This window comes from Streptomyces sp. NPDC002773 (genome assembly GCF_040295605.1).
GTDB lineage: Bacteria > Actinomycetota > Actinomycetes > Streptomycetales > Streptomycetaceae > Streptomyces.
The window spans coordinates 205,033-230,492 of sequence record NZ_JBEOVO010000008.1 but is presented as its reverse complement, the minus strand read 5'-3'; the positions used below and the strand labels follow the sequence as shown (position 1 = coordinate 230,492).

21 protein-coding genes are annotated in these 25,460 nt (G+C 74.6%); 10 read left to right on the top strand and 11 right to left on the bottom strand.

The window, feature by feature from the left end; genetic code table 11:
* Window positions 1–30 precede the first annotated feature (30 nt).
* The 5 genes from ABT034_RS13845 (at window position 31) to ABT034_RS13825 (ending at window position 5,826) form a co-directional block, all read left to right on the top strand.
* Window positions 31–321, top strand: a complete 291-nt coding sequence (locus tag ABT034_RS13845) for a hypothetical protein (RefSeq protein WP_351214642.1) — start codon at window positions 31–33, stop codon at window positions 319–321.
* A gap of 76 nt (window positions 322–397) precedes the next feature.
* The gene (locus tag ABT034_RS13840; RefSeq protein ID WP_351214640.1) at window positions 398–1,471 is read left to right on the top strand and encodes a phosphatase PAP2 family protein; all 1,074 of its coding nucleotides are present in this window, start codon (window positions 398–400) and stop codon (window positions 1,469–1,471) included.
* A gap of 44 nt (window positions 1,472–1,515) precedes the next feature.
* Window positions 1,516–3,738, top strand: a complete 2,223-nt coding sequence (locus ABT034_RS13835) for an NADP-dependent isocitrate dehydrogenase (RefSeq protein ID WP_351214638.1) — start codon at window positions 1,516–1,518, stop codon at window positions 3,736–3,738.
* Between the two features lie 97 nt (window positions 3,739–3,835).
* Complete coding sequence (locus tag ABT034_RS13830; protein ID WP_351214636.1) at window positions 3,836–4,129, top strand: hypothetical protein; 294 nt, start codon at window positions 3,836–3,838, stop codon at window positions 4,127–4,129.
* Between the two features lie 122 nt (window positions 4,130–4,251).
* Complete coding sequence (locus ABT034_RS13825; RefSeq protein ID WP_351214634.1) at window positions 4,252–5,826, top strand: sigma-70 family RNA polymerase sigma factor; 1,575 nt, start codon at window positions 4,252–4,254, stop codon at window positions 5,824–5,826.
* A 13-nt stretch (window positions 5,827–5,839) separates the two neighbouring features.
* On the opposite strand, the gene ABT034_RS13820 is transcribed toward ABT034_RS13825, so the two are convergent.
* The 4 genes from ABT034_RS13820 to ABT034_RS13805 form a co-directional block, all read right to left on the bottom strand.
* Window positions 5,840–6,823, bottom strand: coding sequence for a CAP domain-containing protein (locus ABT034_RS13820; RefSeq protein WP_351214632.1), 984 nt, complete (start codon window positions 6,821–6,823; stop codon window positions 5,840–5,842).
* 161 nt (window positions 6,824–6,984) lie between these two features.
* Window positions 6,985–7,857, bottom strand: coding sequence for a universal stress protein (locus ABT034_RS13815; protein ID WP_351214630.1), 873 nt, complete (start codon window positions 7,855–7,857; stop codon window positions 6,985–6,987).
* Between the two features lie 154 nt (window positions 7,858–8,011).
* Entirely contained in the window at window positions 8,012–9,379 is a 1,368-nt protein-coding gene (locus tag ABT034_RS13810) for an acyl-CoA dehydrogenase family protein (protein ID WP_351214628.1), read from the bottom strand.
* Window positions 9,380–9,572: 193 nt separating this feature from the next.
* Window positions 9,573–10,028 carry an RrF2 family transcriptional regulator gene (locus tag ABT034_RS13805; RefSeq protein ID WP_351214626.1) on the bottom strand — a complete coding sequence of 152 codons (456 nt, stop codon included), beginning with the start codon at window positions 10,026–10,028 and terminating at the stop codon, window positions 9,573–9,575.
* A gap of 343 nt (window positions 10,029–10,371) precedes the next feature.
* On the opposite strand from ABT034_RS13805, the gene ABT034_RS13800 reads away from it, so the two are divergent.
* Complete coding sequence (locus tag ABT034_RS13800; RefSeq protein ID WP_351214624.1) at window positions 10,372–11,232, top strand: glutathione S-transferase C-terminal domain-containing protein; 861 nt, start codon at window positions 10,372–10,374, stop codon at window positions 11,230–11,232.
* Window positions 11,233–11,290: 58 nt separating this feature from the next.
* Here ABT034_RS13800 and ABT034_RS13795 read toward each other — a convergent pair whose 3' ends face one another.
* Window positions 11,291–12,328: an NAD-dependent epimerase/dehydratase family protein gene (locus ABT034_RS13795; protein WP_351214623.1), complete on the bottom strand. Its 1,038-nt coding sequence runs from the start codon at window positions 12,326–12,328 to the stop codon at window positions 11,291–11,293.
* Between the two features lie 17 nt (window positions 12,329–12,345).
* On the opposite strand from ABT034_RS13795, the gene ABT034_RS13790 reads away from it, so the two are divergent.
* Both ABT034_RS13790 and ABT034_RS13785 read left to right on the top strand, forming a co-directional pair.
* On the top strand, window positions 12,346–12,705 hold the full coding sequence (locus ABT034_RS13790) for a DUF5133 domain-containing protein (protein ID WP_351214621.1): 360 nt from the start codon (window positions 12,346–12,348) through the stop codon (window positions 12,703–12,705).
* A gap of 126 nt (window positions 12,706–12,831) precedes the next feature.
* Window positions 12,832–15,210 (top strand): ATP-binding cassette domain-containing protein, encoded by a 2,379-nt coding sequence (locus tag ABT034_RS13785; RefSeq protein WP_351214619.1) that lies wholly within the window; start codon window positions 12,832–12,834, stop codon window positions 15,208–15,210.
* A 28-nt stretch (window positions 15,211–15,238) separates the two neighbouring features.
* Here the strand turns inward: ABT034_RS13785 and ABT034_RS13780 are convergent, their stop codons facing one another.
* Window positions 15,239–16,567: a D-alanyl-D-alanine carboxypeptidase family protein gene (locus ABT034_RS13780; protein WP_351214617.1), complete on the bottom strand. Its 1,329-nt coding sequence runs from the start codon at window positions 16,565–16,567 to the stop codon at window positions 15,239–15,241.
* Window positions 16,568–16,928: 361 nt separating this feature from the next.
* Here ABT034_RS13780 and ABT034_RS13775 point away from each other — a divergent pair, with 361 nt between their 5' ends.
* Window positions 16,929–18,878, top strand: a complete 1,950-nt coding sequence (locus ABT034_RS13775; protein ID WP_351214668.1) for an NAD-binding protein — start codon at window positions 16,929–16,931, stop codon at window positions 18,876–18,878.
* 47 nt (window positions 18,879–18,925) lie between these two features.
* On the top strand, window positions 18,926–20,176 hold the full coding sequence (locus ABT034_RS13770; RefSeq protein ID WP_351214615.1) for a cytochrome P450 family protein: 1,251 nt from the start codon (window positions 18,926–18,928) through the stop codon (window positions 20,174–20,176).
* A gap of 42 nt (window positions 20,177–20,218) precedes the next feature.
* On the opposite strand, the gene ABT034_RS13765 is transcribed toward ABT034_RS13770, so the two are convergent.
* From ABT034_RS13765 to ABT034_RS13745, 5 genes are all read right to left on the bottom strand, one after another.
* A complete protein-coding gene (locus ABT034_RS13765; RefSeq protein WP_351214613.1) occupies window positions 20,219–20,464 on the bottom strand; it encodes a hypothetical protein in 246 nt (81 codons plus the stop codon).
* A 62-nt stretch (window positions 20,465–20,526) separates the two neighbouring features.
* Window positions 20,527–21,003, bottom strand: coding sequence for an NUDIX hydrolase (locus ABT034_RS13760; protein ID WP_351214611.1), 477 nt, complete (start codon window positions 21,001–21,003; stop codon window positions 20,527–20,529).
* Between the two features lie 107 nt (window positions 21,004–21,110).
* Window positions 21,111–22,316: an FAD-dependent oxidoreductase gene (locus ABT034_RS13755; RefSeq protein WP_351214609.1), complete on the bottom strand. Its 1,206-nt coding sequence runs from the start codon at window positions 22,314–22,316 to the stop codon at window positions 21,111–21,113.
* A complete protein-coding gene (locus ABT034_RS13750; RefSeq protein WP_351214607.1) occupies window positions 22,313–23,731 on the bottom strand; it encodes an FAD-dependent oxidoreductase in 1,419 nt (472 codons plus the stop codon). Before ABT034_RS13750 ends, ABT034_RS13755 begins: the two co-directional genes overlap by 4 nt.
* Entirely contained in the window at window positions 23,728–25,293 is a 1,566-nt protein-coding gene (locus ABT034_RS13745) for an FGGY family carbohydrate kinase (protein ID WP_351214605.1), read from the bottom strand. The genes ABT034_RS13750 and ABT034_RS13745 overlap by 4 nt, the downstream gene beginning before the upstream one ends.
* Window positions 25,294–25,460: the final 167 nt, after the last annotated feature.

Genomic DNA, 25,460 nt, shown 5'->3' with positions numbered 1-25,460 from the left:
GCAGGGAGCCGGCGGAACAGGGGGCCCGCCATGGACTGGTACGTCGTCATCCCGAGCGCGCTCGCGCTCCTGCTCGTGCTCTCCGGCGTCGCGGCGCTGCGCACTGGCTGGATCGTGTCCTGGCAGCGGCGCCGGGTCTTCCGGCCGGCGCCGTACGGCTGGGGCCAGCTGGCGATCGCCACGGCGTTCGTGCTCCAGGCGGTCGGGCAGCTCGTCGGCGACCGTGCCACCCGCGCCCCCCTGGGCGTCGCCGTCGTCCTCGGGCTCCTCGGCGGACTCGTCCTCCTCGTCCTGGCCCAGCGCCCCCGGCAGGACCGCTGAGCGGGCCCGTCCCGCGCGGTCGTCGTTCGGGTGCGTCCAGCGGGCGGGGCCGCCGCGCGTGGGTTCGAATCGGGGCATGGCTTCCAACGACAGGTTCCGCGCGGGCGGCTCCCCGAGGCCGCTGAAGACCAGTGACACCTGGTGGTACGCCGCCGTGGCGGGCGAGGCGTCCGGCTCGTTCCACACCCGCGTCCGCACCCGGACCCGGCGCGCCTGCCTCGGGGCCGTCCTCGTCCTCACGGTCGTCTACGCGGGCCTCGTGCTCACCGCGACCGGCCGCCGCTGGGGCGACGCCGCCACGACCGGCCGGAGCGCCGACACCACCGCCGCCACCCTGCTCCGCGAGCACCCCTCACTCGCCGGGCTCACCACCCTCTCCCTCGTCCTCGGCTGCGTCCTGCTGCTCGCCGTCGGCCTCATACGCAAGCGGTACGCCCTCACCGGCGCGGCCGCCGGTGCGATCGTCACCGCCCTCGCCCTCACCGGACTGCTCCAGCGGTACGCACCCCGCCCCCGGCTCCTCGACACCGGCGGGGCGCTCCTCCCGAGCGGCTTCCCCAGCGCCCAGACCACGCTCGCCCTGGGCATCGCCCTCGGCCTCGCCCTCGTCGTCCCGTACCGGCTGCGCGGCGTCGCCGTCGGCGCCGCCACCCTCTGGGCCGTCGCCATCGGCGCCTACACCGTCGCGGCCGGCCGCCACCGGCCCGGCGACGTCATCGCCGCCGCCCTGCTGGCCCTCGCCGTCCACTGCGGGCTCCTCGCCCTCCTCGCCCGCAGGGGCAAGGTGCGCCCCGGCGCCCGGCGCGGCCCCACCCCGGCCGGCCTCTCCGCGACCCTCGCGCTCCTCCTCGTCGCCGCCGCCGGACTCGGCGCGGGCATCTGGCTGCTCGGCGCCACCCTCACCCTGCCCGCCGGCGGCCCCTACGACCCGGCCGAGCTCCAGCTCGCCCACCGCTGCGGCCAGGCCCTCGCCGCCGGCGTCGCCGCGGCGGCCGGACTGCTGTCGCTCACCCTGCTCCGCCGCGTCGAGCTGGAGGGCGCCCCCACTCCGTACCGCCTCGGCGGACCCTTCGTCGAGGACACCGGGGCGCCCCGCGAGGGCGAGCTCGTGGGCCCCTTTACCGAGGACCTCGATCACGAGATATCTTGATGTCGAGCAATCTCGCATACGCAGACGTGGAGCGGAGCACCCTGGTGACTGACTCGACCATCATCTACACCCACACTGACGAGGCGCCTGCCCTGGCGACGTACTCGTTCCTGCCCGTGATCCAGGCGTATGCCTCGCAGGCCGGCGTCACGGTCGAGACGCGGGACATCTCCCTCGCGGGCCGCATCATCGCCGCCTTCCCGGAGTTCCTCGAGGAGGGCCAGCGCATCGCCGACGCCCTCTCGGAGCTCGGTGACCTGGCCAAGACGCCCGGCGCCAACATCATCAAGCTGCCGAACGTCTCGGCGTCCATCCCGCAGCTGAAGGCCGCGGTCGCCGAGCTCCAGGCGCAGGGCTACGCCCTCCCGGACTACCCGGACGACCCGAAGACGGACCAGGACAAGGACGTCCGCGCCCGTTACGACAAGATCAAGGGCTCGGCCGTCAACCCGGTCCTGCGCGAGGGCAACTCCGACCGCCGCGCGCCCGGCTCGGTGAAGAACTACGCCAAGGCCCACCCGCACCGCATGGGCGCCTGGACCCCCGAGTCCAAGACGAACGTCGCCACCATGAGCGACAACGACTTCGCCTCCACGGAGAAGTCCGTCGTCGTCACCGAGAACGACACCCTCCGCTTCGAGTTCACCGCCGCCGACGGCACCACCAGCGAGCTCCGCGAGCCGCTGAAGGTCGTCGCCGGCGAGGTCGTCGACGCCGCCGTCATGCGCGCCGCCGCCCTGCGCACCTTCCTCAGCGAGCAGGTCGCCCGCGCCAAGGCCGAGGGCGTGCTCTTCTCCGTGCACCTCAAGGCCACGATGATGAAGGTCTCCGACCCGATCGTCTTCGGCCACGTCGTGCGCGCCTTCTTCCCCGCCACCTTCGCCAAGTACGGCGAGGTCCTCGCCGGCGCCGGCCTCTCCCCGAACGACGGCCTCGGCGGCGTCCTCAAGGGCCTGGACTCCGTCCCGCACCTGGGCGAGGAGATCAAGGCCTCCTTCGAGGCCGAGCTCGCCGCGGGCCCCGCCCTGGCGATGGTCGACTCCGACAAGGGCATCACCAACCTGCACGTGCCGTCCGACGTCATCGTCGACGCCTCGATGCCGGCCATGATCCGCACCTCCGGCCACATGTGGGGCCCGGACGGCCAGGAGGCCGACACCCTCGCCGTCCTCCCGGACCACAGCTACTCCGGCGTGTACCAGGTCGTCCTCGACGACTGCCGCGCCAACGGCGCCTTCGACCCGTCGACCATGGGCTCCGTCCCCAACGTCGGCCTCATGGCGCAGAAGGCCGAGGAGTACGGCTCCCACGACAAGACCTTCGAGATCGCCCAGGCCGGCACCGTCCGCCTCGTCGACTCCGCGGGCAACGTCGTCCTGGAGCAGGAGGTCGCCGAGGGCGACATCTTCCGCGCCTGCCAGACCAAGGACCTGCCCATCCAGGACTGGGTCAAGCTCGCCGTCACCCGCGCCCGCGCCACCGGCTCCCCGGCCGTCTTCTGGCTGGACGAGAACCGCGCCCACGACGCCCAGCTGATCGCCAAGGTCAAGCAGTACCTGCCGGAGCACGACACCGAGGGCCTGGACATCAAGATCCTGTCCCCGGTCGAGGCGACGAAGTTCTCCCTGGAGCGCATCCGCCGCGGCGAGGACACCATCTCCGTCACCGGCAACGTCCTCCGCGACTACCTGACCGACCTCTTCCCCATCCTGGAGCTGGGCACCAGCGCCAAGATGCTGTCGGTCGTCCCGCTGATGGCGGGCGGCGGCCTCTTCGAGACCGGCGCCGGCGGCTCCGCCCCGAAGCACGTCCAGCAGCTCGTCAAGGAGAACTACCTCCGCTGGGACAGCCTCGGCGAGTTCTTCGCCCTGGCGGCCAGCTTCGAGCACCTCGCGACCTCCACGGGCAACTCCCGCGCCCAGGTCCTCGCCGACACCCTCGACCGCGCCACCGGCACCTTCCTCAACGAGGACAAGTCGCCGACCCGCCGCCTCGGTGGTATCGACAACCGCGGCAGCCACTTCTACCTCGCCCTCTACTGGGCCCAGGAGCTGGCCGCCCAGACCGAGGACGCCGAGCTGGCCAAGGCCTTCGCCCCGCTGGCCGAGAACCTCTCGGCCAACGAGCAGAAGATCGTCGACGAGCTGAACGCCGTCCAGGGCTCCCCGGCCGAGATCGGCGGCTACTACCAGCCCGACCCGGCCAAGGCCGCGGCCGTGATGCGCCCCTCCGCCACGTTCAACGAGGCCGTCGCGTCCCTCGCCTGACCGTCGCGAGACCCGCTGTACCGCCCCGGCCGGACCACATCCGGCCGGGGCGGTCCCGTCGGTGGCGCATCCGCCGTCCGGGTGTGAACCTGGATGGATGAGCTGGGCATCTTGGACGACCGCCGGTGTCTACACCGGGCGAGGTGGGGTGCTGACCGACGAGGCCGGTGTCGTCACGGGCGATGTGACCGTGCACACGACCTGGGCCGAGGGCGAAGCACGCGTGGCCGTGCAGTACAGCGGCGCGTCCGACTGGTTCACCATGTCGGGCAGTCCCGTTCCGTGCGCGACGGAGGAGGAGAGCCGCGATCTCCACGACGACGTCGTGGCAGCCGTCCGGGAGGGGAACGGGGCCACGGTCCCGACCCTGCCCGCGGCACCACCGGTGTAGGGGCCCGGGCCCCGCGCCGGAAAGAGCTCGGAGAAGAGCTCCGGAGAAGAAGTGTTATCCCTCCCACGCCCACGGGTCTCCGAACGACGGGGGACTCGGACCAGGGATGAGGGAGCAGATCCATGCACATCGACGAGGGCCGCACCACCGCGCTGGTGGAGGCGGCCAGGGCCGGTGACGCGCACGCGAGGGACGCACTGGTACGCGCGTATCTCCCCCTCGTCCACAACATCGTCGGCCGGGCCCTCGACGGCCACGCCGACACCGACGACATCGTCCAGGAGACGATGGTCCGCGCCCTGGACGGCCTGCCCGCCCTCCGCGACCCGGCCCGCTTCCGGTCCTGGCTCGTCGCCATCGCCATGAACGGGATACGGCGCCGCTGGAGGGAACACCTCCAGGCACCCGTACCGGGGCTCGACCGGGCCAGCCACCTCGCCGACCCGGCCGGCGACTTCACCGAGATCACCATCCTCCGGCTCGGCCTCTCCGGCCAGCGCCGCGACGTCGCCCGCGCCACCCGCTGGCTCGACGAGGACGACCGCGAACTCCTCGCCCTCTGGTGGCTGGAGGCCGCGGGCGAGCTGACCCGCGCCGAACTCGCCGAGGGCCTCGGCGGCATCTCGCCGCAGCACGCCGCCGTCCGCGTCCAGCGGATGAAGGAGCGCCTCGAGACCGGCCGGGCCGTCGTCCGCGCGCTGGACGCCCTCCCGATGTGCCCCGGCCTCGCCGAGACCGTCACGGCCTGGGACGGCCGCCCCTCCCCGCTCTGGCGCAAACGCGTCGCCCGCCATCTGCGGACCTGCGCCGACTGCACCGCCCGGGTGACCGGCCGCCGAGGCCTCGCCCCCGTAGAAGGCCTCCTCGTCGGCCTCGGCCTCGTACCTCCGCTCGCCGCGGGGTTCGGTGGGGGCGACGTTTTCGACCCGGTCGCCTTCGCGGCCGGTGGCGGCGATGCCGGCGAAGCGGGTGCGTTCGCGCCCGGTCGCGGCGACGCGCGCGAATCCCTCGCACCCGCCGGGGACGGCCCCGCCCCCGAACCCGCCGCCTTCGACACCTTCTCCCGCCGGACGACGCTCCGCCGCGCCGGGCTCGCCGGAGTGGCGGCCGTCGCCGTCCTCGGCGCGGTCACCCTCCTCGTACCCCAGGAGCCGCACGCGCGCGTGAAGCCCGGCAGGCCCGCCGCCGCGCCCCCGGCGGCCCCCTCCCCGGCGGCCTCCTCCCCGCCCCCGGCGACTCCGACGCCCACCGCCACCGTCGCCACGCCCGCCCCGACGCCCACCCGGACGACGCCCCGGCCCACGCCGACGCCCGACGCCGGGGAGCGGCTGACCGGACTCGTCAACCGGCTGAGAGCGGAGGCGGGTTGCGCGCCGCTGCGCGTCGACCCCCGCCTCACCGCGGCGGCCCGCGGGTACGCCCACGACATGGCCGCGCGCGGCTACTACGGACATGCCAGCCCCGAGGGGGAGTACGCGGACGCGCGGATCACCGCCGCCGGTTACGACTGGAGCGCCTGGGCCGAGAACCTCGACCGCGGTACGACCGACCCCGCGTCCGTCGTCGACGACTGGACGGACGGCGCGATGCACGAGGAGAACATGCTCGACTGCCGGTACCGGGACACCGGAGTGGCGTCGGCGCCCGGTCCCGGCGGCACGATCTGGGTGCAGAAACTGGCCGCCCCCGCCTCCTGAGCCTCCGGAGGGCTCAGCGCTTGTCGCCGAAGTTCTGCACCCACCAGGGGCCGTTGGCGGTGAGGGTCACGCCGACCCCGATGTCCTTGAACGCGCAGTTGAGGATGTTCGCCCGGTGGCCGGGGCTCTCCATCCAGTCGGCCATGGCCTGGGCCGGGGTCTTCGGGCCCCGGTGGATGTTCTCCGCGTAGGCCGACCACGCGTACCCGGCGTCGCTTATCCGGTCACCGGCGTTGCGGCCCTCCGGGCTGTTGTGGTCGTAGTAGTCGCGGGCGGACATGTCGTCGGCGTGCCGCTGGGCGGCGGTCCGCAGATGGCTCTCGGCGCGGAGCGGACCGCAACCGGCCTTGTCGCGCTCGACGTTGGCGAGGGCGACGACATCCTGGACGAAGCTCGCGGCCGACCCCGCCGGCGCCTCGGCTCCCTGGGCCGCGCCCTGTTGTGCCCGCTGCGTCTCCTGGGGCTGTGCGCGCGGTTGTTCCCGCTGCGGCTCCGGCGCCGTGCTCGGTTCCGTCGGCGTGGCCGTGGGCGCGGCCGTGGGCCGGGCCGTCGCCGCCTTCGTCGTGACGGGGGAGGGCGCGCCGGTGGGCGACGGGGGCGGCGGTGCGGACGTCGGCGTGGCCTTCGGTACGGTCTCGGGCGCGGTGGAGGCACTGGTGGCGGGGGAGTTCAAGGGCGCGACCAGCTCCGCGACGGCGGGAGCGGCGGCCGTGCCAGCGGCGGCGGAGCCCGAGGCCGCGGGGCCTCCGGTGGGGGAGGCCGCCACGTACACGCCGGTCGCCACCGTCAGCACGGCGGTCGCGGCCCCGGCGACGGTGACGGCGGTGCGGAAGGACGGACGTCCGGACGGACGCCGTCTCGTCCCACCACCCTTGCGGTGACGCCCGTTCGGGCGCGCCGCCGGGTCCTCCGCCGATGCGCGTACGGGTACGGGTACCGGTACGGAAGCCGGGTGCTCGTGGTGCTCGTGGTGCTCGGGATGGTCGTGGTGCCGCATGGAGCTCCGCTCTCTCGCCGTGGTCGCCGGACGGTCCGGCGCTGTGGGAGAGCCACCGGGGCGACGGCGATAACACTTTCCGGCCCCGTCCGCCCCGACACTCCTCGTCAAGGTGACGCGTCAACACGGCGCGTCACCCCGTATTGACCACTTGAACCCTTTCAGTCCTGCGGGACGACCGCCACCGGACAGGGCGCGAGGTGGAGCGCCGCGTGCGCCACGGAACCGATCCGGGGCCCGATCGCTCCCCGCTTGGCCCGTCGGCCGACCACCATCAGCTGGGCGGCCCCCGAGGTGGAGAGCAGCACCTGACCGGCGCTGCCCAGCTCGACGTGCTCGGTGACCGGCACGTCCGGGTGACGCTCGCGCCACGGCGCCAGTGCCTCGCGCAGCGCCTTCTCCTCGTACGGGACGAGCCCGCCGGCCTCGTCGGCGAGCCGCATCGACGCGGGGCTGTAGGCGAACAGCGGCGGCAGGCTCCACGCGCGCACGGCCCGCACCGAGGCCCCGCGCGCGGCGGCGGTCTCGAACGCGAAGCGCAGCGCGGCCGCGCTGTCCTCGGGCCCGCCGTGCTGCCCCACGAGCACGTGCCCCGTGGGAGGTTCGGCCGGCTCCCCGTCGCGGGACCTGACGGCCACCACGGGGCGGGTGGCGGCGGCGATGATCTGCTGCCCGTACGAGCCGAGCAGGAACCCGGTGACGGCCCCGTGGCCGCGCGAGCCGATGACGAGCATCTCGGCGCGCTCCTCGGTGCCGAGCAGCGCGGCGGGCGGCGTGTCGGCGAGCACCTCGGCGGTGAGCGCGAGCCCGGGGTAGCGGTCGGCGATGGTGGCCTCCGCCTCGCGCACGACCGCCTCCGCGGCGCGTTCCTGGGCGGGGCGGTCCTGCACCAGGGGCAGGTCGAGCGGTTCCCAGCGCCACGCGTGCGCGAGGCGGAGCGGGAGCCCCCGGTGGCCGGCCTCGCGGGCGGCCCAGTCGGCCGCGGCGAGGCTCTCCGGGGACCCGTCCACTCCAGCGACGATCTCATGGCTCATCAGGATGCCTCCGTGGGCGCGGTGTCGGGCCCGCCGGACGGTCGGGCCCTTCTCCTCCCAGCTTGGGCCCATCGGCGGCCCGCCGAGAGGGCCGGACGTCCCGACATGCCGGTACGTCCGTCCCCTCGCCCCTCCGCCGGCGCGGTGTTCCCCGTCAGGCCGGCAGGGTGAGCCGGGCGTGGCTGCCGTTGAGGTAGTGGTCCCCGATGTCACGGAGCCGGTGGGCCGCCCGCGTGGGGGCGGTGAGCGTCCGGGCGTTCCGCCAGAAGCGGTCGAAGCCGGGCCCTCCGGCGTGGACGTCGGCGCCCGCCGTGCCGTCGACGAGTTCGAGGACGCGGGTGGTGATGTGCACGGCCGCCCTGCCGGTGACCGTCTCGGCCGCCGCCACCAGGACGGCGATGTCGGCCCGTTCCTCCACGCCGAGCGTCCGGGCGGCGAGCAGACCGCGGACCAGGGCGTCCGTCGCCCGCTCCACCACCGCTGCGGCGGCGTGCGCGGCCGTGGCCAGCTCCCCGTAGGCGAGGAGGAGGTATGGATCGTCCCCGGCGGGGATCTCCCCGGTGCCGTCCGCGCTCGGGAGGCCGATCGGGTGACCTCCCGGCCGGTCGGCCGGTGCCGGTCCCGCCTTCCCCGCGCGGCGGATGTCGCGGGCCTCGGCGAGCGCCCCCTCGGCGACACCCAGGGCGACCTGGACGAGGAGCAGCCGTAGGGCCAGGGGGGCGAGTGTGGTGTACGGGGCGACGGCGTGCTCGTCCTGGGGGAGAGCGCCGATCACGTCCTCGGGCGGCACCGGGACCCGGTCGAAGGTGACGGTGCCCGCGCCCGCGAGACGCTGCCCGACCCGGTCCGTGCCGGCGTCGGTGAACACCCCGGGCAGGGCCGGGTCCACCAGGACGACGAGCAGGTCGCCCGTGCCGCCGGGACGGGCTCCGACGACGAGCCGGTCGGCCACCGTCACGGCGGAGGCGAAGGCACGGGTCCCGTCGAGGACCCAGCCGCGGCCGGTGGCGGCGGGTGTGAGCGTGAGCCCCGGGCCGGTGTCGTCCCGCGGCGGTTCGATGCCGCCGGCGAGTAGCCAGCGCCCCTCGGCCGTACGGACATCGAGCGCGGGCCCGCTCGGGCGCCGGCCGCCCGGCTTCCGCACGGGGCCGAAGAAGCGGCCGCTCCAGGACAGCGCGTAGTGGTGGGCGAGGAGTTCGCCCACCGAGCTGTCGGCGGCGGATATCTCCCGTACGACCGCGGACGCGGCCCGCCAGTCGGCGCCCCGCCTGCCCGGTCCCGGCGCTGTGAGCAGGGCGGGCAGGCCGGCCTCCTGGAGCCGGGCGACCTCGTCGTGGGGCACCTTCCCCGCCCGGTCCCGCGCGAGGGCGTCGTAGGCCAGGTCGTCGGCGAGTTCGCGGGTGACGCGGGGCCAGATCCCGTCGTCGGCGGGCCGGTCGGCGGGGTGTTCGGCGAGAGGGTCCGCGAGAGGTCCGTCGGGGTGGTCACCCGGTCGGCCGAGCGGTGCGAAGGCGGTGCCCATCGCTGCTCTCTTCGGCGATCTCCTCGGCGTACTCACGTCACCTCACCCGATCTCTGTTATTCCCACTGGAATAGTAGGGATAGTGGCAGAGGTGAAGGTCCCGCCCCAAGGGGCGTCCGCAGAATGGACAGGGTCGTCCCGGATTGTGGGACGACGACAAGTCGGCGCAGGTCGTACGGGGTTGGCCGACGGCTCAGGGGTTGGTCCAGGCCTCCGGATCGTCCGCGAGCGCGACGATCCCGGCCGGCAGCTCGGCCGCCGCCACCTCTGCGAGCGAGACCCCGAGCACCTCGCGGACACCGGCCCTGAGGGCGATCCACAGGGTGAGCAGCGACTCGGCGGGCCCGGTGTACGACAGATCCGGCGGCCGTTCCCCGCGGACGGAGACCAACGGGCCGTCCACGCAGCGGATGACCTCCGCCACCGAGATCGACTCCGCGGGCCGGGCCAGCCAGTAACCGCCGTTGCCACCGCGCTGGCTCTGCACCAGGCCGCCCTTGCGCATGTCGCCCAGGATCCCCTCCAGGAACTTGTGCGAGATGCCCTGGTTCTCGGCGATCGCCTCGGCCTTCAGCGGCCCGGCGTCCTCGGCGGCGGCGAGCTGGAGGGCGGCACGCACCGCGTAGTCGGCCCTGGCTGAAATGCGCATGCGCGCATTATTCCGCACGGCGCGGGAGGTGGCCCGTTCCGCACCCTTGACGTCGCCCACGACCGGTCGGAGACTCGGGGACGGGTAAACCGAGCGAGCAGGTAGGGAACCATGGGACGCAGCGGTCGGCGGGACACCTCACCCGCCGCGCCCCGCCCGCGCCCCCTACCCCTGCCGCGGCCCCTGCCCCTCACGTCGCGTCGGCACATCGATCTGCTGCGGGTCTGCAGCGCCGCGAGTCGCCGTCACCACCGGCGCGTACGTCCCGTGCACTGACGCGCGCCCGCGTCCGCCGAGACCCGGCCATTGAGCTCCGAGCACCGAGCACCCCCAAGGGAGAAGCATGTCCGTCGTCCCCTCCTCATTGCTGCCCGCCTCCGCCGTGCCCGTATTCCGCGGCCGGATCGGCCGTGACGTGCGCAGCGGCCACTACGCCGTGCCGCACCGCTACCGTCTCCATCTCGCACCGTCCGACCCCGGCTGTCTGAGCATCGCCCTCACCCACAGCCTCCTCGGACTCGACGACACGCTCCCGCTCACCGTGCTGCCCGACACCCCCGACACGCCCGACGGCGGGTACACCGCCCTCCGCCCGCTGTACGACGCGAGCGCACACCTCTACGACGGGCCGGCCGCCGCACCCGTCCTCAGTGACGGCTGGGCCGGGCGGATCGTCAGCACCCACGTCCCCGACATCCTCCGGGACCTCGCCCTCCGCTTCCGGGGCGACGGACCCGAACTGCTGCCCGAGCAGCACAGGGCCGAGATCGAGGCGATCACCGACCTGTGCGAGAGGAGCATCAACCGGGCCGCCCAGCGGGCCGGCGAGCTCGGACTCGACGGCGAGTCCGCCCACCGCGACCCCCTCACCGTCCTCTTCGCGGCACTCGGCTCCCTGGAACGCAGGCTCGCCCGCCACCCGTACGTTCTCGGTGACGCGCCGACCGCCGCCGACGTGCGGGTCTGGGTCACCCTGGTCCAGCTCGACACCGTCCACCGCTGGCACCTGGACGCCGCCGCGATGGAACGGGTCGCCGGGCATCCGGCCCTGTGGGCGTACGCCCGGCGCCTCGCCGCGCGCCCCGAGTTCGCCCGCCGACTCGACATCGACGCGGTGATACGACGCCACCGCGCCCACTGCCGCGGCCGCGAGGCCGCCGGCGGGGCGATCCGACTCGTCGACTGGCCCAGCACCCCACGCTGACGGCTCGTCGTCCACCCGCGCGTGAAGTCGTCCACCCGCGCGCGTGGCGGCCGCCGGATCAGCCCACGCGGCGCCCCGCGAGCGGGCGCGTCTCGTCGCCCGCGCCCCCGCGGACACCCCGCAGGAACGCCTCCAGGGCCTCCTGCGAACTCCGCGACGGCGTCCACTCCAGTTCCTGCCGCGCCCGCTCCGTCGCGAGGACCGGCATGTGGCGCATCGCGTCGAAGAGCCCGGGGGAGGCAGGAACGAGCCGCAGGTGCCAGGCCGCCGACAACGCGCCCCGCACCGCGCCCGCCGGCACCCGTACCGGCCGGGCGTGCAGCATCCCGCCCAGGGTCGTCCCGTCGATCACCGGCTCGGCGGCCAGGTTGAACGCGCCGCGGACGTCCCGCAGCAGCGCCCGACGGTAGGCGTCGGCGGCGTCCTCGGTGTGCAGGATCTGGAAGCGCAGACCCTCGAACTCCGGCAGCAGCGGCAGCAGTTCGGGACGCATCAGCTGGCCGGGGAAGAACCGCCCCGCGAAGATCCGCCGCTGCTCACTCGCCGACTCCTCCTTGAAGAGGAAGGCCGGCCGCATCCGGACCACCCGGGTCAGCGGATGGTCCCGCTCGAAGGTGTCGAGGACCCGCTCCAGATAGGCCTTCTCGCGGGTGTACGCCGCGCCCGGCCAGCCGTGCGTCGGCCACGCCTCGGACACCGGGGCACCGCTCGGGGGGCCGGGCGAGTACGCCCCGACCGAGGAGGCGTACACCAGGGCGGGCACGCGCGCCGCCGCGACCGCGTCGAAGACGCGCACCGACCCCAGGACGTTCGTCCGCCAGGTCTCCACCGGGTCGTGGGTCGGCCCGAACCGCCACGCCAGGTGGACGACGGCGTCCGCGTCGGCGACGTACCGCGCGAGCCGGGGCTCGTCCCCCTCCCGGGAGAGGTCCACCTCGGCCCATTCGACCCCGGGGATGTCGAGGTCCGGTCGGCGCCGGGCGAGACCGAGGACCGACCCGACGCCCGGCTCGCCCGCCAGGGCCCGGACCAGACTCGTGCCCACATTGCCGGTGGCGCCGGTGACGACCACGCGCGAAATCGTGCTCGGGTTCATGTCTTCGACCCTCCGCCATGGACGGCGGAAGCGCACGCCGGGCGGCGCCGTCACTCGGCGTGTCCGTGCGGGTCGCGAGCGTCGCCGACGACCGGGACTATGGAGCGACTCAGGAGAAGGAGAAGGAGGACACCATGCTGCTGCCCGACAGGAACACGGTCGACCGGCTGCTCCGGCACTACCGCGCCCAGGAGCGGACCGTGCTGGCCAGGCCGTGCGACCTGTCGGCGCGCCGGCGCTTCGAGGACACGGCGTACACCCTGTGCGTCCTCATGGGAGAACGAACCGCCCGCGAAGCCGTCCACGCCGCCGAACGATATGTGGCCGGATCCCGCCCCGCGCCCCGGCAAGCCCTGGAGGGCCTCCCGGGGGCCTGACGGATCGATCACGGACCGCCATGGCCCGCCAGGGGCCGTCTAGGGTTGCCATGGGCCGCCATGGAGCGACATGGATCGATCAGGATGAGAGAAGCGTCGCCGTTCGGCCGCGGCTAGCGTGTCTGCATGGACAAGCAGCCTCCGCACCCGGCCGACCGGCACGACCTGATCCGCGTGCACGGCGCCCGCGAGAACAACCTCAAGGACGTCAGCATCGAGATCCCGAAGCGCCGGCTCACGGTCTTCACGGGCGTCTCCGGCTCGGGCAAGAGCTCCCTCGTCTTCGACACGATCGCCGCGGAGTCCCAGCGGCTGATCAACGAGACGTACAGCTCCTTCGTCCAGGGCTTCATGCCGACCCTGGCACGCCCCGAGGTCGACGTGCTCGACGGGCTGACCACCGCGATCATCGTCGACCAGCAGCGGATGGGCGCCGACCCCCGCTCCACGGTGGGCACCGCCACCGACGCCAACGCGATGCTCCGCATCCTCTTCAGCCGCCTCGGCAAGCCGCGCATCGGCCCGCCCAGCGCGTACGCCTTCAACGTGCCCTCGGTCCGGGCGAGCGGCGCGATCACCGTCGAGGTCGGCAACAAGAAGGCCGTGAAGGCCACCTTCAACCGCACCGGCGGCATGTGCCCGCGCTGCGAGGGCCGGGGCACCGTCTCCGACATCGACCTCGCCCAGCTCTACGACGACTCCAAGTCGCTCGACGAGGGCGCGCTCACCATCCCCGGCTACACGCCGGGCGGCTGGAACTACCGCCTCTACACCGAGTCCGGGCTCGTCGACGCCGCCAAGCCGATCCGCAAGTACACCAAGAGGGAGCTGCACGCCTTCCTCCACCACGAGCCGACCCGGATGAAGATCGCGGGCATCAACATGACGTACGAGGGGCTGATCCCGCGGATCCAGAAGTCGTTCCTGGCCAAGGACAAGGAGGGGATGCAGCCGCACATCCGGGCGTTCGTCGAGCGCGCCGTCACGTTCACCACCTGCCCCGAGTGCGACGGCACCCGTCTCGCCGAAGGAGCCCGGGCGTCGAAGATCAAACGGATCAGCATCGCCGACGCCTGCGCGATGCAGATCAGCGACCTGGCCACCTGGGTGCGCGGGCTCAAGGAACCGTCGGTGGCGCCGCTCCTGACGGCGCTCCAGCTGACGCTCGACTCGTTCGTGGAGATCGGCCTCGGGTACCTCTCCCTCGACCGGCCCGCGGGCACCCTGTCCGGCGGTGAGGCCCAGCGCGTCAAGATGATCCGGCACCTCGGCTCCTCGCTCACCGACGTCACCTACGTCTTCGACGAGCCCACCATCGGTCTGCACCCGCACGACATCCAGCGGATGAACGACCTCCTGCTCCAACTCCGCGACAAGGGCAACACGGTGCTCGTCGTCGAGCACAAGCCCGAGACGATCGCGATCGCCGACCACGTCGTCGACCTCGGCCCCGGCGCCGGTACGGAGGGCGGCGCCGTCTGCTTCGAGGGAACCGTCGAGGGCCTGCGGACCGGCGGCACCGTCACCGGCCGCCACTTCGACGACCGGGCGGGCGTGAAGGACACGGTACGGAAGCCCACCGGCACCCTGGAGATCCGGGGCGCGACCACGCACAACCTGCGGAACGTCGACGTCGACATCCCGCTCGGGGTGCTCGCCGTCGTCACCGGCGTCGCCGGCTCCGGCAAGAGCTCCCTCGTGCACGGTTCGCTGCCCCACGGGTCGGCGGCCGCGAGCGAGGACGTCGTGTCGATCGACCAGAGCCCGATCCGCGGCTCGCGCCGCAGCAACCCGGCGACGTACACCGGACTGCTCGACCCCATCCGGAAGGCGTTCGCCAAGGCCAACGACGTGAAGCCCGCGCTGTTCAGCGCCAACTCCGAGGGCGCCTGCCCCACCTGCAACGGCGCGGGCGTCATCTACACCGACCTCGGGATGATGGCCGGCGTCTCCTCCACCTGCGAGGACTGCGAGGGCAAGCGGTTCCAGGCCTCGGTCCTCGAATACCTCCTCGGCGGCCGTGACATCAGCGAGGTGCTCGCGATGTCCGTGACCGAGGCCGTGGAGTTCTTCGGCGCGGGCGAGGCGAGCACGCCGGCCGCGCAGCGCATCCTAGCCCGGCTCGCCGACGTCGGACTCGGCTACCTCAGCCTCGGCCAGCCGCTCACCACACTGTCCGGCGGCGAGCGCCAGCGGCTCAAGCTGGCCACGCACATGGGCGAGAAGGGCGGCGTCTACATCCTCGACGAGCCGACCACCGGACTGCACCTCGCGGATGTGGAGCAGCTGCTCGGCCTGCTCGACCGGCTCGTGGACTCCGGGAAGTCGGTCATCGTCGTCGAGCACCACCAGGCGGTCATGGCCCACGCGGACTGGATCATCGACCTCGGCCCCGGCGCCGGACACGACGGCGGCCGCATCGTCTTCGAGGGAACCCCCGCCGAGCTCGTGGCCGCACGCTCCACCCTCACGGGGGAGCACCTGGCCGCGTACATCGGCGCCTGACGGAACGCGAGGCGGCCCGGCCGTCCGGTCAGGGCGCCCGGTGGCCCGCCCTGCGCCGTCGCCCCCACAGGGCGAGCGCCGCCGCGCAGGCCGAGCCCACCAGGGTCAGGGGCAGCGCGGCGGACGCGGGCGAGGCGGCTTCTTCCTCCGCCGGGTCCTTGCCGACTGCGACCGCCGCCTCCGCCCCCGCGCGTGGCGCCGGGTGGTCCGCCCCCGCGCCACGCGCCGGACCGTCCGCCTCCGCCCCGGCGCGCGGCGCCCGTCCGGCCGCCTCCGTGTCGCGCTCGCCCCCGGTCGCCGTCACGGCCTTGGTACCGGGATCGGCCGCCGCCTTCGTCCGTACGGGCAGCAGCGTGCCCACCGGCTGGACCCGTCCCGCCGCCCCGAAGCCCCAGTCGAGGAGTTCCCTCGCCTCCTCGTAGACGGCGAGCCCGCCGCCGCTCTGCGGGTTCATCACCGTGACGACCAGGGTCCGGTCGCCCCGCCGGGCCGCGGAGATCAACGTGTTGCCCGCGTTGCTCGTGTAGCCGTTCTTGACCCCGATCAGCCCGGGATAGCGGGCCACCCCGTCCGCGCCCGTGAGCAGGCGGTTCGTGTTGGCGATGCCGTACGACCAGGAGCCCGCCGGGAAGTCCGCGTACGCCGTCGAGCAGTACCGGGTGAACGCCGGGTCCTGGAGCCCCGCCCGACCGAACACCGCCAGGTCGTACGCCGAGGACACCTGCCCCGGGGCGTCGTAACCGTCGGGGGACACCACGTTCGTGTCCAGGGCGCCCAGGGACCGGGCCTTCTCCTGCATCTGGCGGGCCGTCGCCTCCCAGCCGCCGTTCATCGCGGCCAGCACGCGCACCGCGTCGTTCCCGGAGCTGAGGAACACCCCGTTCCACAGGTCGGAGACCTTGTACGTGTACCCCTCCTTCACCCCGACCAGGCTGCTGCCGTCCCCGATCCCGGTCAGCTCGGTATCGGCCACGGTGTGCTGCGCGGAGGGGTCGTGGCGGGGGAGCGCGGTGAGGGCGAACAACGCCTTCAGGGTGCTGGCCGGCGGCAGCTTCCGGTGCGCGTCCCGCGCGGCGAGCACCTCGCCGGAGGAGGCGTCCGCCACCACCCACGACAGTGCGGACACCGAAGGCACGTCGGGGGCGCCCGGCAAGCGCTGCACCTGCGTGCCCCTCCGGGCGAGCCGCGCGGGGTCGACGTACTGCCGGGCGGGCGGCGTGGGCTCCCCGACCACACCGACGCGGGAGGCGGAGCCCGCCGGGACGGCAGGAGCCGCGGCGGCCGCGGGGACGGGCAGCACCAACAGCACCGCCGCGGTGCCCACGGCGGTATGGCGGACAGCTGACATGACGATCATTCAGCCACCGTAGGAAGGCGGCGCGGGACGCGCAGATCGGAGTGCGCCGACCGGGGTAGCGAGTGCGGCGTACGGCGGCGCGTCGTGAGCCCGCCCGGGTGGCGGAGGGGGCGGCGGCCCCCCCACCGCCCACAGGCCTCCCCGGCCCGCTGTCGGTGCCGCAGGGCATCCTTGTGACGTGCCCTCACACCCGTACCAGAGCAACGCGGTTCCGGCAGGAGCCACCGGAGTCACTCCCGTCGAACCGGCCCCCCGGTCCGTCCCGGGCCCCGCCAGGTCCCCGGGGACCGCCGCCGGCGGCCCCTTCGGCGCGCCGGCCCTCCGGGCCGATCGGCAGCCGCGCCGGGCCCCGGACGGGCACATGATCGTCTGCGGGGACGACGCCCTCGCCCACCGCCTCGCGGGCGAACTCCACGAGGTGTACGGCGAGCAGGTCACCCTCCTGGTCCCGCGCCGGCCGGACGCCCCGCGCACCCCCATCGCCCGGGCCGGCCGGGCGCTCGCCCTCTTCGGGCGGGTCACGGCCGCCGTCACCCGCACGACCGCCACCGCCGCCCCGGTTGGGGGCGCCACCGAAGGCGGTGAGCCCACCGGCACCCTCCGCGTCGTCGAGGCCGCGGATGCGGACGACCGGGCCCTGACTGACGCCGGGGTGGAGCGGGCCGCCGCGCTCGCCCTCGTCCACGACGACGACGAGACCAACATCCGGGCCGCGCTCACCGCCCGCCGCCTCAACCCCCGCCTCCGCCTGGTCATCCGGCTCTACAACCGCAAGCTCGGCCAGCACCTCGAAACCCTCCTCGACCAGGCCGCCGCCGTCGCCGAACCGGGCCTCGACCCCGAGAAGCTCGACGCCGCCACCACGGTCCTCTCGGACGTCGACACCGCCGCGCCCGGCCTCGCCGCGGCCGCCGTCGCGGGCACCAGCAAAGTGGTCCAGGCCGGGGGACTGCTGCTGCACGCCGTCGAACGCCCGCCCACCGCGGGCGAGGCCCCCGACCCCGGCCTCTGCACGCTCGCCCTGCTCTCCGCCACGGCCGGCGACCCGGCGGGCTGCGAAGGTTCCGAAGGGAGCGGCGACGAGGGCCCCCGGCTGCTGCCCGACGACCGGACGGTGGCCGCCGCCACCGGCCGCGCCGCCGTCACCCTCGAAGCGGTCACCCCGGCCGGACCGGCCCTCTCGCCCGGCCGTCTCGCCGCCTCCGCACTGCCCGTCGCCTCCCTCTTCTCACGCCGGCTGCGCTGGTCCCTGGCCGGGGCGGCCGCCGCGGTCCTCGCGCTCGCCCTCGCCTCCACCTTCACCACCGGCGACCACCCCCTGCACGCCGCCTATCTGACGCTCCTCGACATCTTCGCCATCGGCGAACCGGCCCTGGAGGAGTCGACCAGCCGGCAGGTCCTCCAGATCCTCGCGGGGTTCGTCGGACTGCTCCTGCTGCCCGTGATCGTCGCCGCCCTCATCGAAGGCCTCGGCACCTTCCGTACGGCGACCACCCTGCGCAGACCACCGCGCGGACTGTCCGGGCACGTCGTCCTCCTCGGTCTCGGCAAGGTCGGCACCCGCGTCCTCGCCCGGCTGCGCAGGCTCAACATCCCCGTGGTGTGCGTCGAGTCCGACCCGGAGGCCCGCGGCATCGCCGTCGCCCGCAGGCTCCGCGTCCCCACCGTCATCGGCGACGTCACGGAGGAAGGCGTCCTGGAGGCCGCCCGGATCCACCGCGCCCACGCCCTCCTCGCCCTGACCAGCGTCGACATCACCAACCTGGAGGCCGCGCTCTCCGCCCGCGCCGTCACCCCCGACCTGCGGGTCGTCCTGCGCCTGTACGACGACGACTTCGCCACCGCCGTCTTCCGCACCCTGCGCACCGCCCACCCGGCCGCCCTCACCCGCAGCCGCAGCGTCTCCCACCTCGCCGCACCCGCCTTCGCCGGCGCCATGCTGGGCCGGCAGGTGCTCGGGGCCGTCCCGGTCGAGCGCCGGGTCCTCCTCTTCGCCGCCGTGGACGTCACGGACCACCCGCTCCTGGACGGCCTCACCGTGGCGGACGCCTTCCACGCGGGCGCCTGGCGGGTCATCGCCCTCGACGGGAGCGCCACGGCCACCGGAACGGCCACCGGTGCCGGTTCCCGCTCCGGTGCCGGGGAACAGGGCTGGCGGCTGCGCCCCGAGCGCGTCCTGGGCCCCGGCGACCGGGTCGTCGTGGCCGCCACCCGTCGGGGCCTGGCCGAACTCCTCGGCAGGGGCGGGGGCCCCGACCGGCCGGGCGACGACAGTGCCCTGGGCAACGCCGTACGCACGGAACAGAGTTGACCGTAGGATCTGACCGCTCACACCCTCGGCCGTCAGGAGTCCCCGCCGTGAACACATCGCACAGCGCCGCCTCCGGTAGGCCGCCGCACCGCCTGGACCCGGCCGGCGGCTGCCCGCACGCGGGCAACGCGCGGCTGCTCGCCGAGGGCGCCGTGGCACCGGTGATCCTGCCCGGCGGCGTCGAGGGCATGGCGGTACTCGGCCATGACGCCCTGCGTGACTTCCTCTCCCATCCCGACGTCGCCAAGGGCGCCCAGCACTTCACCGCCCTCACCGAAGGCCGCATACCCGACGGCTGGCCCCTGCGGACCTTCGCCACCGTCCCCGGCATGACCACCGCGGACGGCGCCGACCACCGACGGCTGCGCACCCTCGTCAGCAGCGCCTTCACCGCCCGCCGGGTCGAGGAACTCCGCCCGCGCGTCGAGACGGTCACCGCCGGGCTCCTCGACTCACTCGCCGAAGCCGCGCAGGTCGGCGACGGCGTCGCCGACCTGCGCCGCCACTACGCGCTTCCGCTGCCGCTCGGCGTCATCTGCGAACTCCTCGGCGTCGACCCCGCCCACCAGGACCGGCTGCACCGTCTCTCCAGCCTGGTCGTCGCCACCGACACCGAGCCCGCGCGGGCCGTAGCCGCCAACCGCGAACTCGTCGAACTCCTCGCCTCCATCGCCGGGCAGAAGGCCGCGGCGCCCGGTGACGACCTCACCAGCGCCCTCATCGCCGCCCGGGACGAGGGCGGCGACCGGCTCAGCGAGCTCGAACTGATCGGCACCCTGCTCCTGCTGATCGTCGCAGGACACGAGACCACCCTGAACCTGGTCACCAACGCGGTCCGGGCGCTCTGCGCCCATCGCGACCAGCTCGCCCTGGTCATCGAGGGGCGTGCCACCTGGGCCGACGTGGTGGAGGAGACCCTCCGCTGGGACAGCCCGGTCAGCTACTTCCCGTTCCGCTACCCCACCCGCGACCTCACCGTCGACGGCACCCTCGTCCCCCGGGGCACCCCCGTCCTGGCCGGGTACTCGGCGGCGGGCCGGGACCCGAAGGTCCACGGCCCGGACGCCGACCGCTTCGACCTCACCCGCACCGGGGCGGTGAAGCACCTCTCGCTCGGCCACGGCCCCCACTACTGCCTGGGCGCCCCGCTCGCCCGGATGGAGGCCGCCCTCGCCCTTGAGGCCCTCTTCACCCGCTTCCCGGACCTGGACCTGGCCGTCCCGGAGTCCGAGCTGCCCCGCCACTCCGGCTTCGTGGGCAACAGCGTCCGGACGCTCCCCGTCCGGCCGGGCGGCTGACGGCCCCCACGTCGCCCACGTGGGGGCGGGGCCGGGCGGGGCTCAGCCGGCGCGCCCCCACGCGCTCGCGGGGGAGGCCCGCAGCGAGGAGACGAGCCGCAGCAGCCGGTCCTCGTTCCCCGCGAGGCCCGCGGCACGGAGCGCCTCGTCGGCCTCGGCCATCGGGTTGGTGAGCATCACCCCCGCGTACGGGGCGAGCTGGGGATCGGTCAGCACGGCCTGGGTGGATTCGAGCAGCCGCAGGTACGCCTGGGCGGCCGCGCGCTCGTGTGCGGTGATCGTGGTCATGTCGGGCTCCCTCTCGACAGTTCGGCGCTGACCACCCTCTCGTACGGGTCTGACAATCGCGCTCAGCCCCGCCCGTCGAGGTGTGTCAGGAGCCGTTCGAGGAAGACCCGCTGTCCCGCGACGAGCAGCGGAGCTGCCTCCTCCGGGGCGAACCAACCCACCCGGTCGATCTCCGGGAACTCCGTCAGGACACCGGACCGGGGCGGCCATTCCAGGGTGAAGGTGCCCGGCTCGACCTCGGCCGGGTCGAGCGTGCCCTCCACGGCCCAGACGGTGACGAGTTTTCCGTTGCGCTGCCGGCTCTCACCGAGATCGGACCACTCGCCCTCGGGTGCGGGAAGCCCCAGCTCCTCCTGGAACTCGCGGCGCGCCGCGGCCTCCGGAGCCTCGTCCGGCTCGTACTCCCCCTTGGGGATCGACCAGGCGGCCTGGTCGCGGGTGGCCCAGTAGGGCCCACCCATATGGCCGATGAGGACCTCGACGCCACCGTCCGTCGTACGGCGGAAGACGAGCAGACCCGCGCTGCGCTTCTCCGGCATGCCACCCAGTGTCGCCGACGGGCCCCACCCCCGCAGCGGCGCAACACACCGCCGCGCGCGCCCGGCCCGTACTCCCCGGCTCACGCGCCCTCACCCCCTCACGCTCCTCACTCCTCCGCGCTGATCACCACCGGCCCGCCCGCCGGATCCGCGCCGCTCGTCCAGTGGGGCGGCAGCCGTACCGAACGCCACGGGGCGAGCGAACCGCTGAGCCGCTCCCGCCGCAGCGGGGTCCCGTCCTGAGCGGCGGTCAGGACCGGCCGTACGAGCCGGCGCTCGGGACGGACGAGCAGCGGGACCGCCACCGGACCCAGGCGACCGGGCGAGACCCATCGCAGCGGCCCCTCCGCCACCACCGTCACCCCGGTCACCGGCGGGGGACCTCCGTCGGGCCGCTCCCGTACGGCGGCCGCCACGGCCCGGCCCTCGGCGGCGGCCACCAGCGCGGGTTCCACTCCGTGCAGGAGGTTGCCGACCGCGAAGACCCCGGGTTCGGCGGTGCGGAAGGCGCCGTCCACGGCAGGGCCGCGCGTGCCCGGGGCGAGCGGCAGTCCGCAGGCGCGGGCCAGTTCGTGGTCCGGGATCCAGTCGCCCGTGAAGACCACCGTGTCGCACCGCAGCACGGCCGCACGGCCGTTCCCGTCCCGGATCGCCACCCCGGTCAGCCGGCCGCGCCCGAGCAGCTCCGTCACGACCGCCCCTGCGAGCACCGGGAGCCTCCCGAACGCGGCCCGCCGCACCGGGTGTTCGCTCACGAGCGCGGCCACCTCCACCCCCGCGGCCCGCAGCGTCCGCACGGCGGCGCGGGCCACGGGATCGCCGCCGACGACCACCGCCCGCCGCCCGATCCGCTCCGGCCGGGCGCCGAACCGGGACACCGTCCGCTGGAGCTCGCCCGTGGTCAGCACCCCGGCGGGCCGTGAGCCCGGTACGAGCCGGGCGCTGCGGGGCCGTTCACGCGCGCCCGTCGCGAGGACCACCGCACGGGCCCGGACGCGTTCGAGCCCGGTCGGTGCGGTGACGTCGAGGGTCAGTGGCCCCGCCCAGCCGGTCGCCGACACACCGGTCCGTACGGTCGCCCCGGCCCGCAGCGCCGCCCGCAGGGCACGCCGCGCGTACGCCGGCCCGTCGAGGGGGCGGCCCAGGGCGTCCGCGCCGAATCCCGTGCCGGCGCAGAGCCGAGGCACCCCGCCGGCCGCCTCTTCCCGTTCCAGGACCTCGACGCGGCCCGCGCCCGTCGCCGCCAGACGGGCCGCCGCGGCGAGCCCGGCGGGTCCCGCGCCCACGACGAGTACGTCGACCGTACGGTTCACCGCGCGCCCTCCCCGTACTCCTCGAACAACGCCCGTACCTCCGCGCCGCAGTAGTGGCCCTGGCAGCGGCCCCCACGCGCGCGCGTACGCCGCCGCAGCCCGTCGAGGCCCCCCGGCGGGATCGCCGAGGTGAGCGCGGCCCGGATCTCGCCCCGGGTGACCCGCTCGCAGTGGCAGACGATCGAGCCGAAGTCGGGGTCGCGGGCGATGAGCCGGGCGTCCCGGTACGGGCGGGCGAAGGCCTCCCCGAGGTTCGGCATACGGAGCGGGGCGAGCGGCCGTTCGGGACCCGGGTCGAGCCCGCAGTCGGCGAGCAGTCCGCGCACGTGCTCGGCGATGGCCAGGGACGCGGTGAGCCCGGTGGAACGGATCCCGCCCACCGTCACGTACCGCAGCTCGGGGTGGGCGGCGATCCGGTAGTCCTCCTGCCCGGTGGCGGCCCGCAGCCCCGCGTAGACGGCCGTGACCTCCTCGTCGAGGAGCGCCGGGAGGATCCGGCCGCCCTGTTCGCGGAGTCCGGCGAGTCCCTCCGCCGTCGTGCCGGTGGCGGTCTTGTCGTCCAGGTCCTCGGCGGTGGGCCCGAGCATCACGTTCCCGTACACCGTCGGCGCGATGAGGACCCCCTTGCCGAGGGGGCCGGGTACGGGCAGCAGGATGTGCCGGACCAGATCGCGGGCGAACTTGTCGAAGACCAGCAGCTGCCCCCGGCGCGGGGTGACGGTGAAGTCCTCGCGGCCGACCAGCGCGTCGAAGGCGTCGGCGTGGAGCCCGCAGGCGTTCACGAGGTGCCGGGTCCGCAGCACCCCTCGCCCGGTGAGGAGCCGGTGGTACGGATCGCCCGGACGCACCTTCTCCACCCGGCAGTTCAGGTGCAGGTCCACCCCGGAGCGTACGGCCTGCGTGGCGTACGCGAGGGTCGTCGTCCACGGGCAGATCACCGACTCGCCCGGGACGGCGAGCGCAGCGAGCGCGCCGTGGCCCAGGTGCGGTTCCCTCGCGCGGAGTTCGGAGGCGGAGAGCAGCCGGGTCGTGCGGTGACCGTTGCGCTCGGCCTTCTCCGCGAGGCGGGGGAGGGTGGCGCGCTGCTGCTCGTCCCAGGCGACGAGGAGGGCGCCGAGCGGCTCCACGGGGATGCCGGTCTCCCGCGCGTACGCCGAGAGGAGCCGGTGTCCGTCACGGACGAGCCGCGCCTCCAGGGTGCCCGGCACGGCGTCGAAACCGGTGTGCAGGATGGCCGTGTTGGCCTTCGACGTACCGTCGCCGACGTCGTTCGCGGCCTCCACGAGCGCGATCCGCAGCGGGTGGCGGGCCAGGGTGCGGGCGATGGCGGACCCGACGACCCCGGCGCCGACGACCACGACGTCGTACGCCGCTTCGGCGCCCGCGGGGAGCGGGCCGGTGCGGGTGACGCTCATGCGGAACCGGAACCCCCGCCGCCGGGACCGGACCCGCCGCTGGAACCGGCACCACCAGTACCACCGGCACCACTGGCATCACCAGTACTACCGGCACCACCAGCCCCGCCGCCGCCGGCCCCCGCCCCCGCCCGCTCCACCGCCGCCTCCACCTCGTCACGGAACCGGCCGAGCCGCGCCGCCGCCTCGTCGCCCGAGATCCTCGGCTCGTACACCACCGACGGCTTCCACTCCGGTACGGCCTCGCGGAGCGTGAGCCCCGGATCGTGCCCGAGCCGGGCCACCGCGCCCACCCCGAGCGCCGTCGCGTCGGGTGACGAGGAGACCTCGACCGGGAGTTGAAGGAGGTCCGCCTGGGTCTGCATGAGCAGCGCGGACCGGGTGAGCCCGCCGTCGGCGCGCAGCGAGGTCAGGGGAGCGCCCCGGTCGGCGGCGACGGCCGCGGCGAGCTCGACGACCTGGGCGGCGATGCCCTCGCACAGGGCACGCACCAGATGGCCCGCCGCGGTGTCCAGCCCGAGGCCGGTGAGTGAGCCGCGTACGTCGCCCCGCCACCAGGGCGCGGCGAGCCCCGCGAGGGCGGGGACGAAGGTGACCCCACCGGTGTCCGGCACTGCGCCGCCGACCGGGTCGATCTGCTCCGCCCCGGCGATCACGCCGAGGTCGGTGAGCCAGCGCACGGCCGAGGCGACCGTGTACACCTGGCCGTCCAGACAGTGGGTGACCTGTCCGCCGAGCCGCCAGGCGACACAGCTGACGAGGCCGGAGGCGGCGCGCCGGGCCACCGGCCCCGTCCGGGCGAGGAGGAAGGCGCCCGTGCCGTACGTGCACTTGGCGGCGGCCGGGTCGTCGGCGCTCTGGGCGAGCAGCGCCGCCTGCTGGTCCACCAGGAGGCCGGTGAGCGGCAGAGGCGGACCGAAGGCGCTCGTGGTGCCGACGGGCGTGTCGCAGTCCACGACCCGCGGGAGCCGTTCGCCGCCGAGGCCGTACAGGTCGAGGGCGGTCTCCGACCAGGCGACGGTGTCGAGGTCGAGGAGCCCGGTCCGGCCCGCGGTCGCCGCGTCGGTGACGAAGGCGCCCGTGAGCCGGTGGACGAGCCAGGCGTCGCTGGTGGTGACGACGCCGGCGCCGGTGGCGTGGCGGCGGATCCAGGCCATCTTGGGTGCGGCGAAGTAGGGGTCCACCGGAAGACCGGTGAGGTGCCGCAACCGGTCGGCGTGGGCGTCGAGTTCCGCGCAGATCCCGGCCGCCCTGCGGTCCTGCCACACCAGGGCGTCGGTGAGCGGCTCGCCGGTGGCGGGGTCCCAGGCGAGGACGGTCTCGCCCTGGTTGGCGAGGCCCACGGACACGACCGCGGTGCCCGCGTCGGCGAGCGCGGCCCGCCCCGCGGCGACCACGGAGTCGTACAGCTCACGTGGGTCGACCTCGACCAGGCCGCCCGGCAGATACCGGGGCCGTACCGGGGCCGTACCGCTGCCGACGACTCCGCGCTCGGGGCACAGGACGAGGGCCTTGGTGCCCGAGGTGCCCTGATCGACGGCGAGTACCGGGCCGCCCGTCATCGTGCTGCTCCTGTCGCTGGACCTCTCGGTGACCGGACGGTCACCGAAAGGGGTCAGGGTGCCGTCGCGGCGGCCCTTCGTCAAGCCTCGGCGGAGGACCCCGTCAGGTCCGCCGCAGCTGCCTGATGGTGAGTCAAAATCGGTCGCTGGCTGGATATTTACGGTCG

What these genes read in the sequence shown, in the direction of transcription:
- ABT034_RS13830 (WP_351214636.1), top strand. Translation starts at nt 3,836, where the DNA reads ATGAGCTGGGCATCTTGGACGACCGCCGGTGTCTACACCGGGCGAGGT.
- ABT034_RS13825 (WP_351214634.1), top strand. Translation starts at nt 4,252, where the DNA reads ATGCACATCGACGAGGGCCGCACCACCGCGCTGGTGGAGGCGGCCAGG.
- ABT034_RS13805 (WP_351214626.1), bottom strand. Translation starts at nt 10,028, where the DNA reads ATGCGCATTTCAGCCAGGGCCGACTACGCGGTGCGTGCCGCCCTCCAG.
- ABT034_RS13790 (WP_351214621.1), top strand. Translation starts at nt 12,346, where the DNA reads ATGGACGGCGGAAGCGCACGCCGGGCGGCGCCGTCACTCGGCGTGTCC.
- ABT034_RS13765 (WP_351214613.1), bottom strand. Translation starts at nt 20,464, where the DNA reads ATGACCACGATCACCGCACACGAGCGCGCGGCCGCCCAGGCGTACCTG.
- ABT034_RS13800 (WP_351214624.1), top strand. Translation starts at nt 10,372, where the DNA reads ATGTCCGTCGTCCCCTCCTCATTGCTGCCCGCCTCCGCCGTGCCCGTA.
- ABT034_RS13840 (WP_351214640.1), top strand. Translation starts at nt 398, where the DNA reads ATGGCTTCCAACGACAGGTTCCGCGCGGGCGGCTCCCCGAGGCCGCTG.
- ABT034_RS13745 (WP_351214605.1), bottom strand. Translation starts at nt 25,293, where the DNA reads ATGACGGGCGGCCCGGTACTCGCCGTCGATCAGGGCACCTCGGGCACC.
- ABT034_RS13810 (WP_351214628.1), bottom strand. Translation starts at nt 9,379, where the DNA reads ATGGGCACCGCCTTCGCACCGCTCGGCCGACCGGGTGACCACCCCGAC.
- ABT034_RS13780 (WP_351214617.1), bottom strand. Translation starts at nt 16,567, where the DNA reads ATGATCGTCATGTCAGCTGTCCGCCATACCGCCGTGGGCACCGCGGCG.
- ABT034_RS13775 (WP_351214668.1), top strand. Translation starts at nt 16,929, where the DNA reads ATGATCGTCTGCGGGGACGACGCCCTCGCCCACCGCCTCGCGGGCGAA.
- ABT034_RS13785 (WP_351214619.1), top strand. Translation starts at nt 12,832, where the DNA reads ATGGACAAGCAGCCTCCGCACCCGGCCGACCGGCACGACCTGATCCGC.
- ABT034_RS13815 (WP_351214630.1), bottom strand. Translation starts at nt 7,857, where the DNA reads ATGAGCCATGAGATCGTCGCTGGAGTGGACGGGTCCCCGGAGAGCCTC.
- ABT034_RS13820 (WP_351214632.1), bottom strand. Translation starts at nt 6,823, where the DNA reads ATGCGGCACCACGACCATCCCGAGCACCACGAGCACCACGAGCACCCG.
- ABT034_RS13795 (WP_351214623.1), bottom strand. Translation starts at nt 12,328, where the DNA reads ATGAACCCGAGCACGATTTCGCGCGTGGTCGTCACCGGCGCCACCGGC.
- ABT034_RS13750 (WP_351214607.1), bottom strand. Translation starts at nt 23,731, where the DNA reads ATGAGCGTCACCCGCACCGGCCCGCTCCCCGCGGGCGCCGAAGCGGCG.
- ABT034_RS13845 (WP_351214642.1), top strand. Translation starts at nt 31, where the DNA reads ATGGACTGGTACGTCGTCATCCCGAGCGCGCTCGCGCTCCTGCTCGTG.
- ABT034_RS13760 (WP_351214611.1), bottom strand. Translation starts at nt 21,003, where the DNA reads ATGCCGGAGAAGCGCAGCGCGGGTCTGCTCGTCTTCCGCCGTACGACG.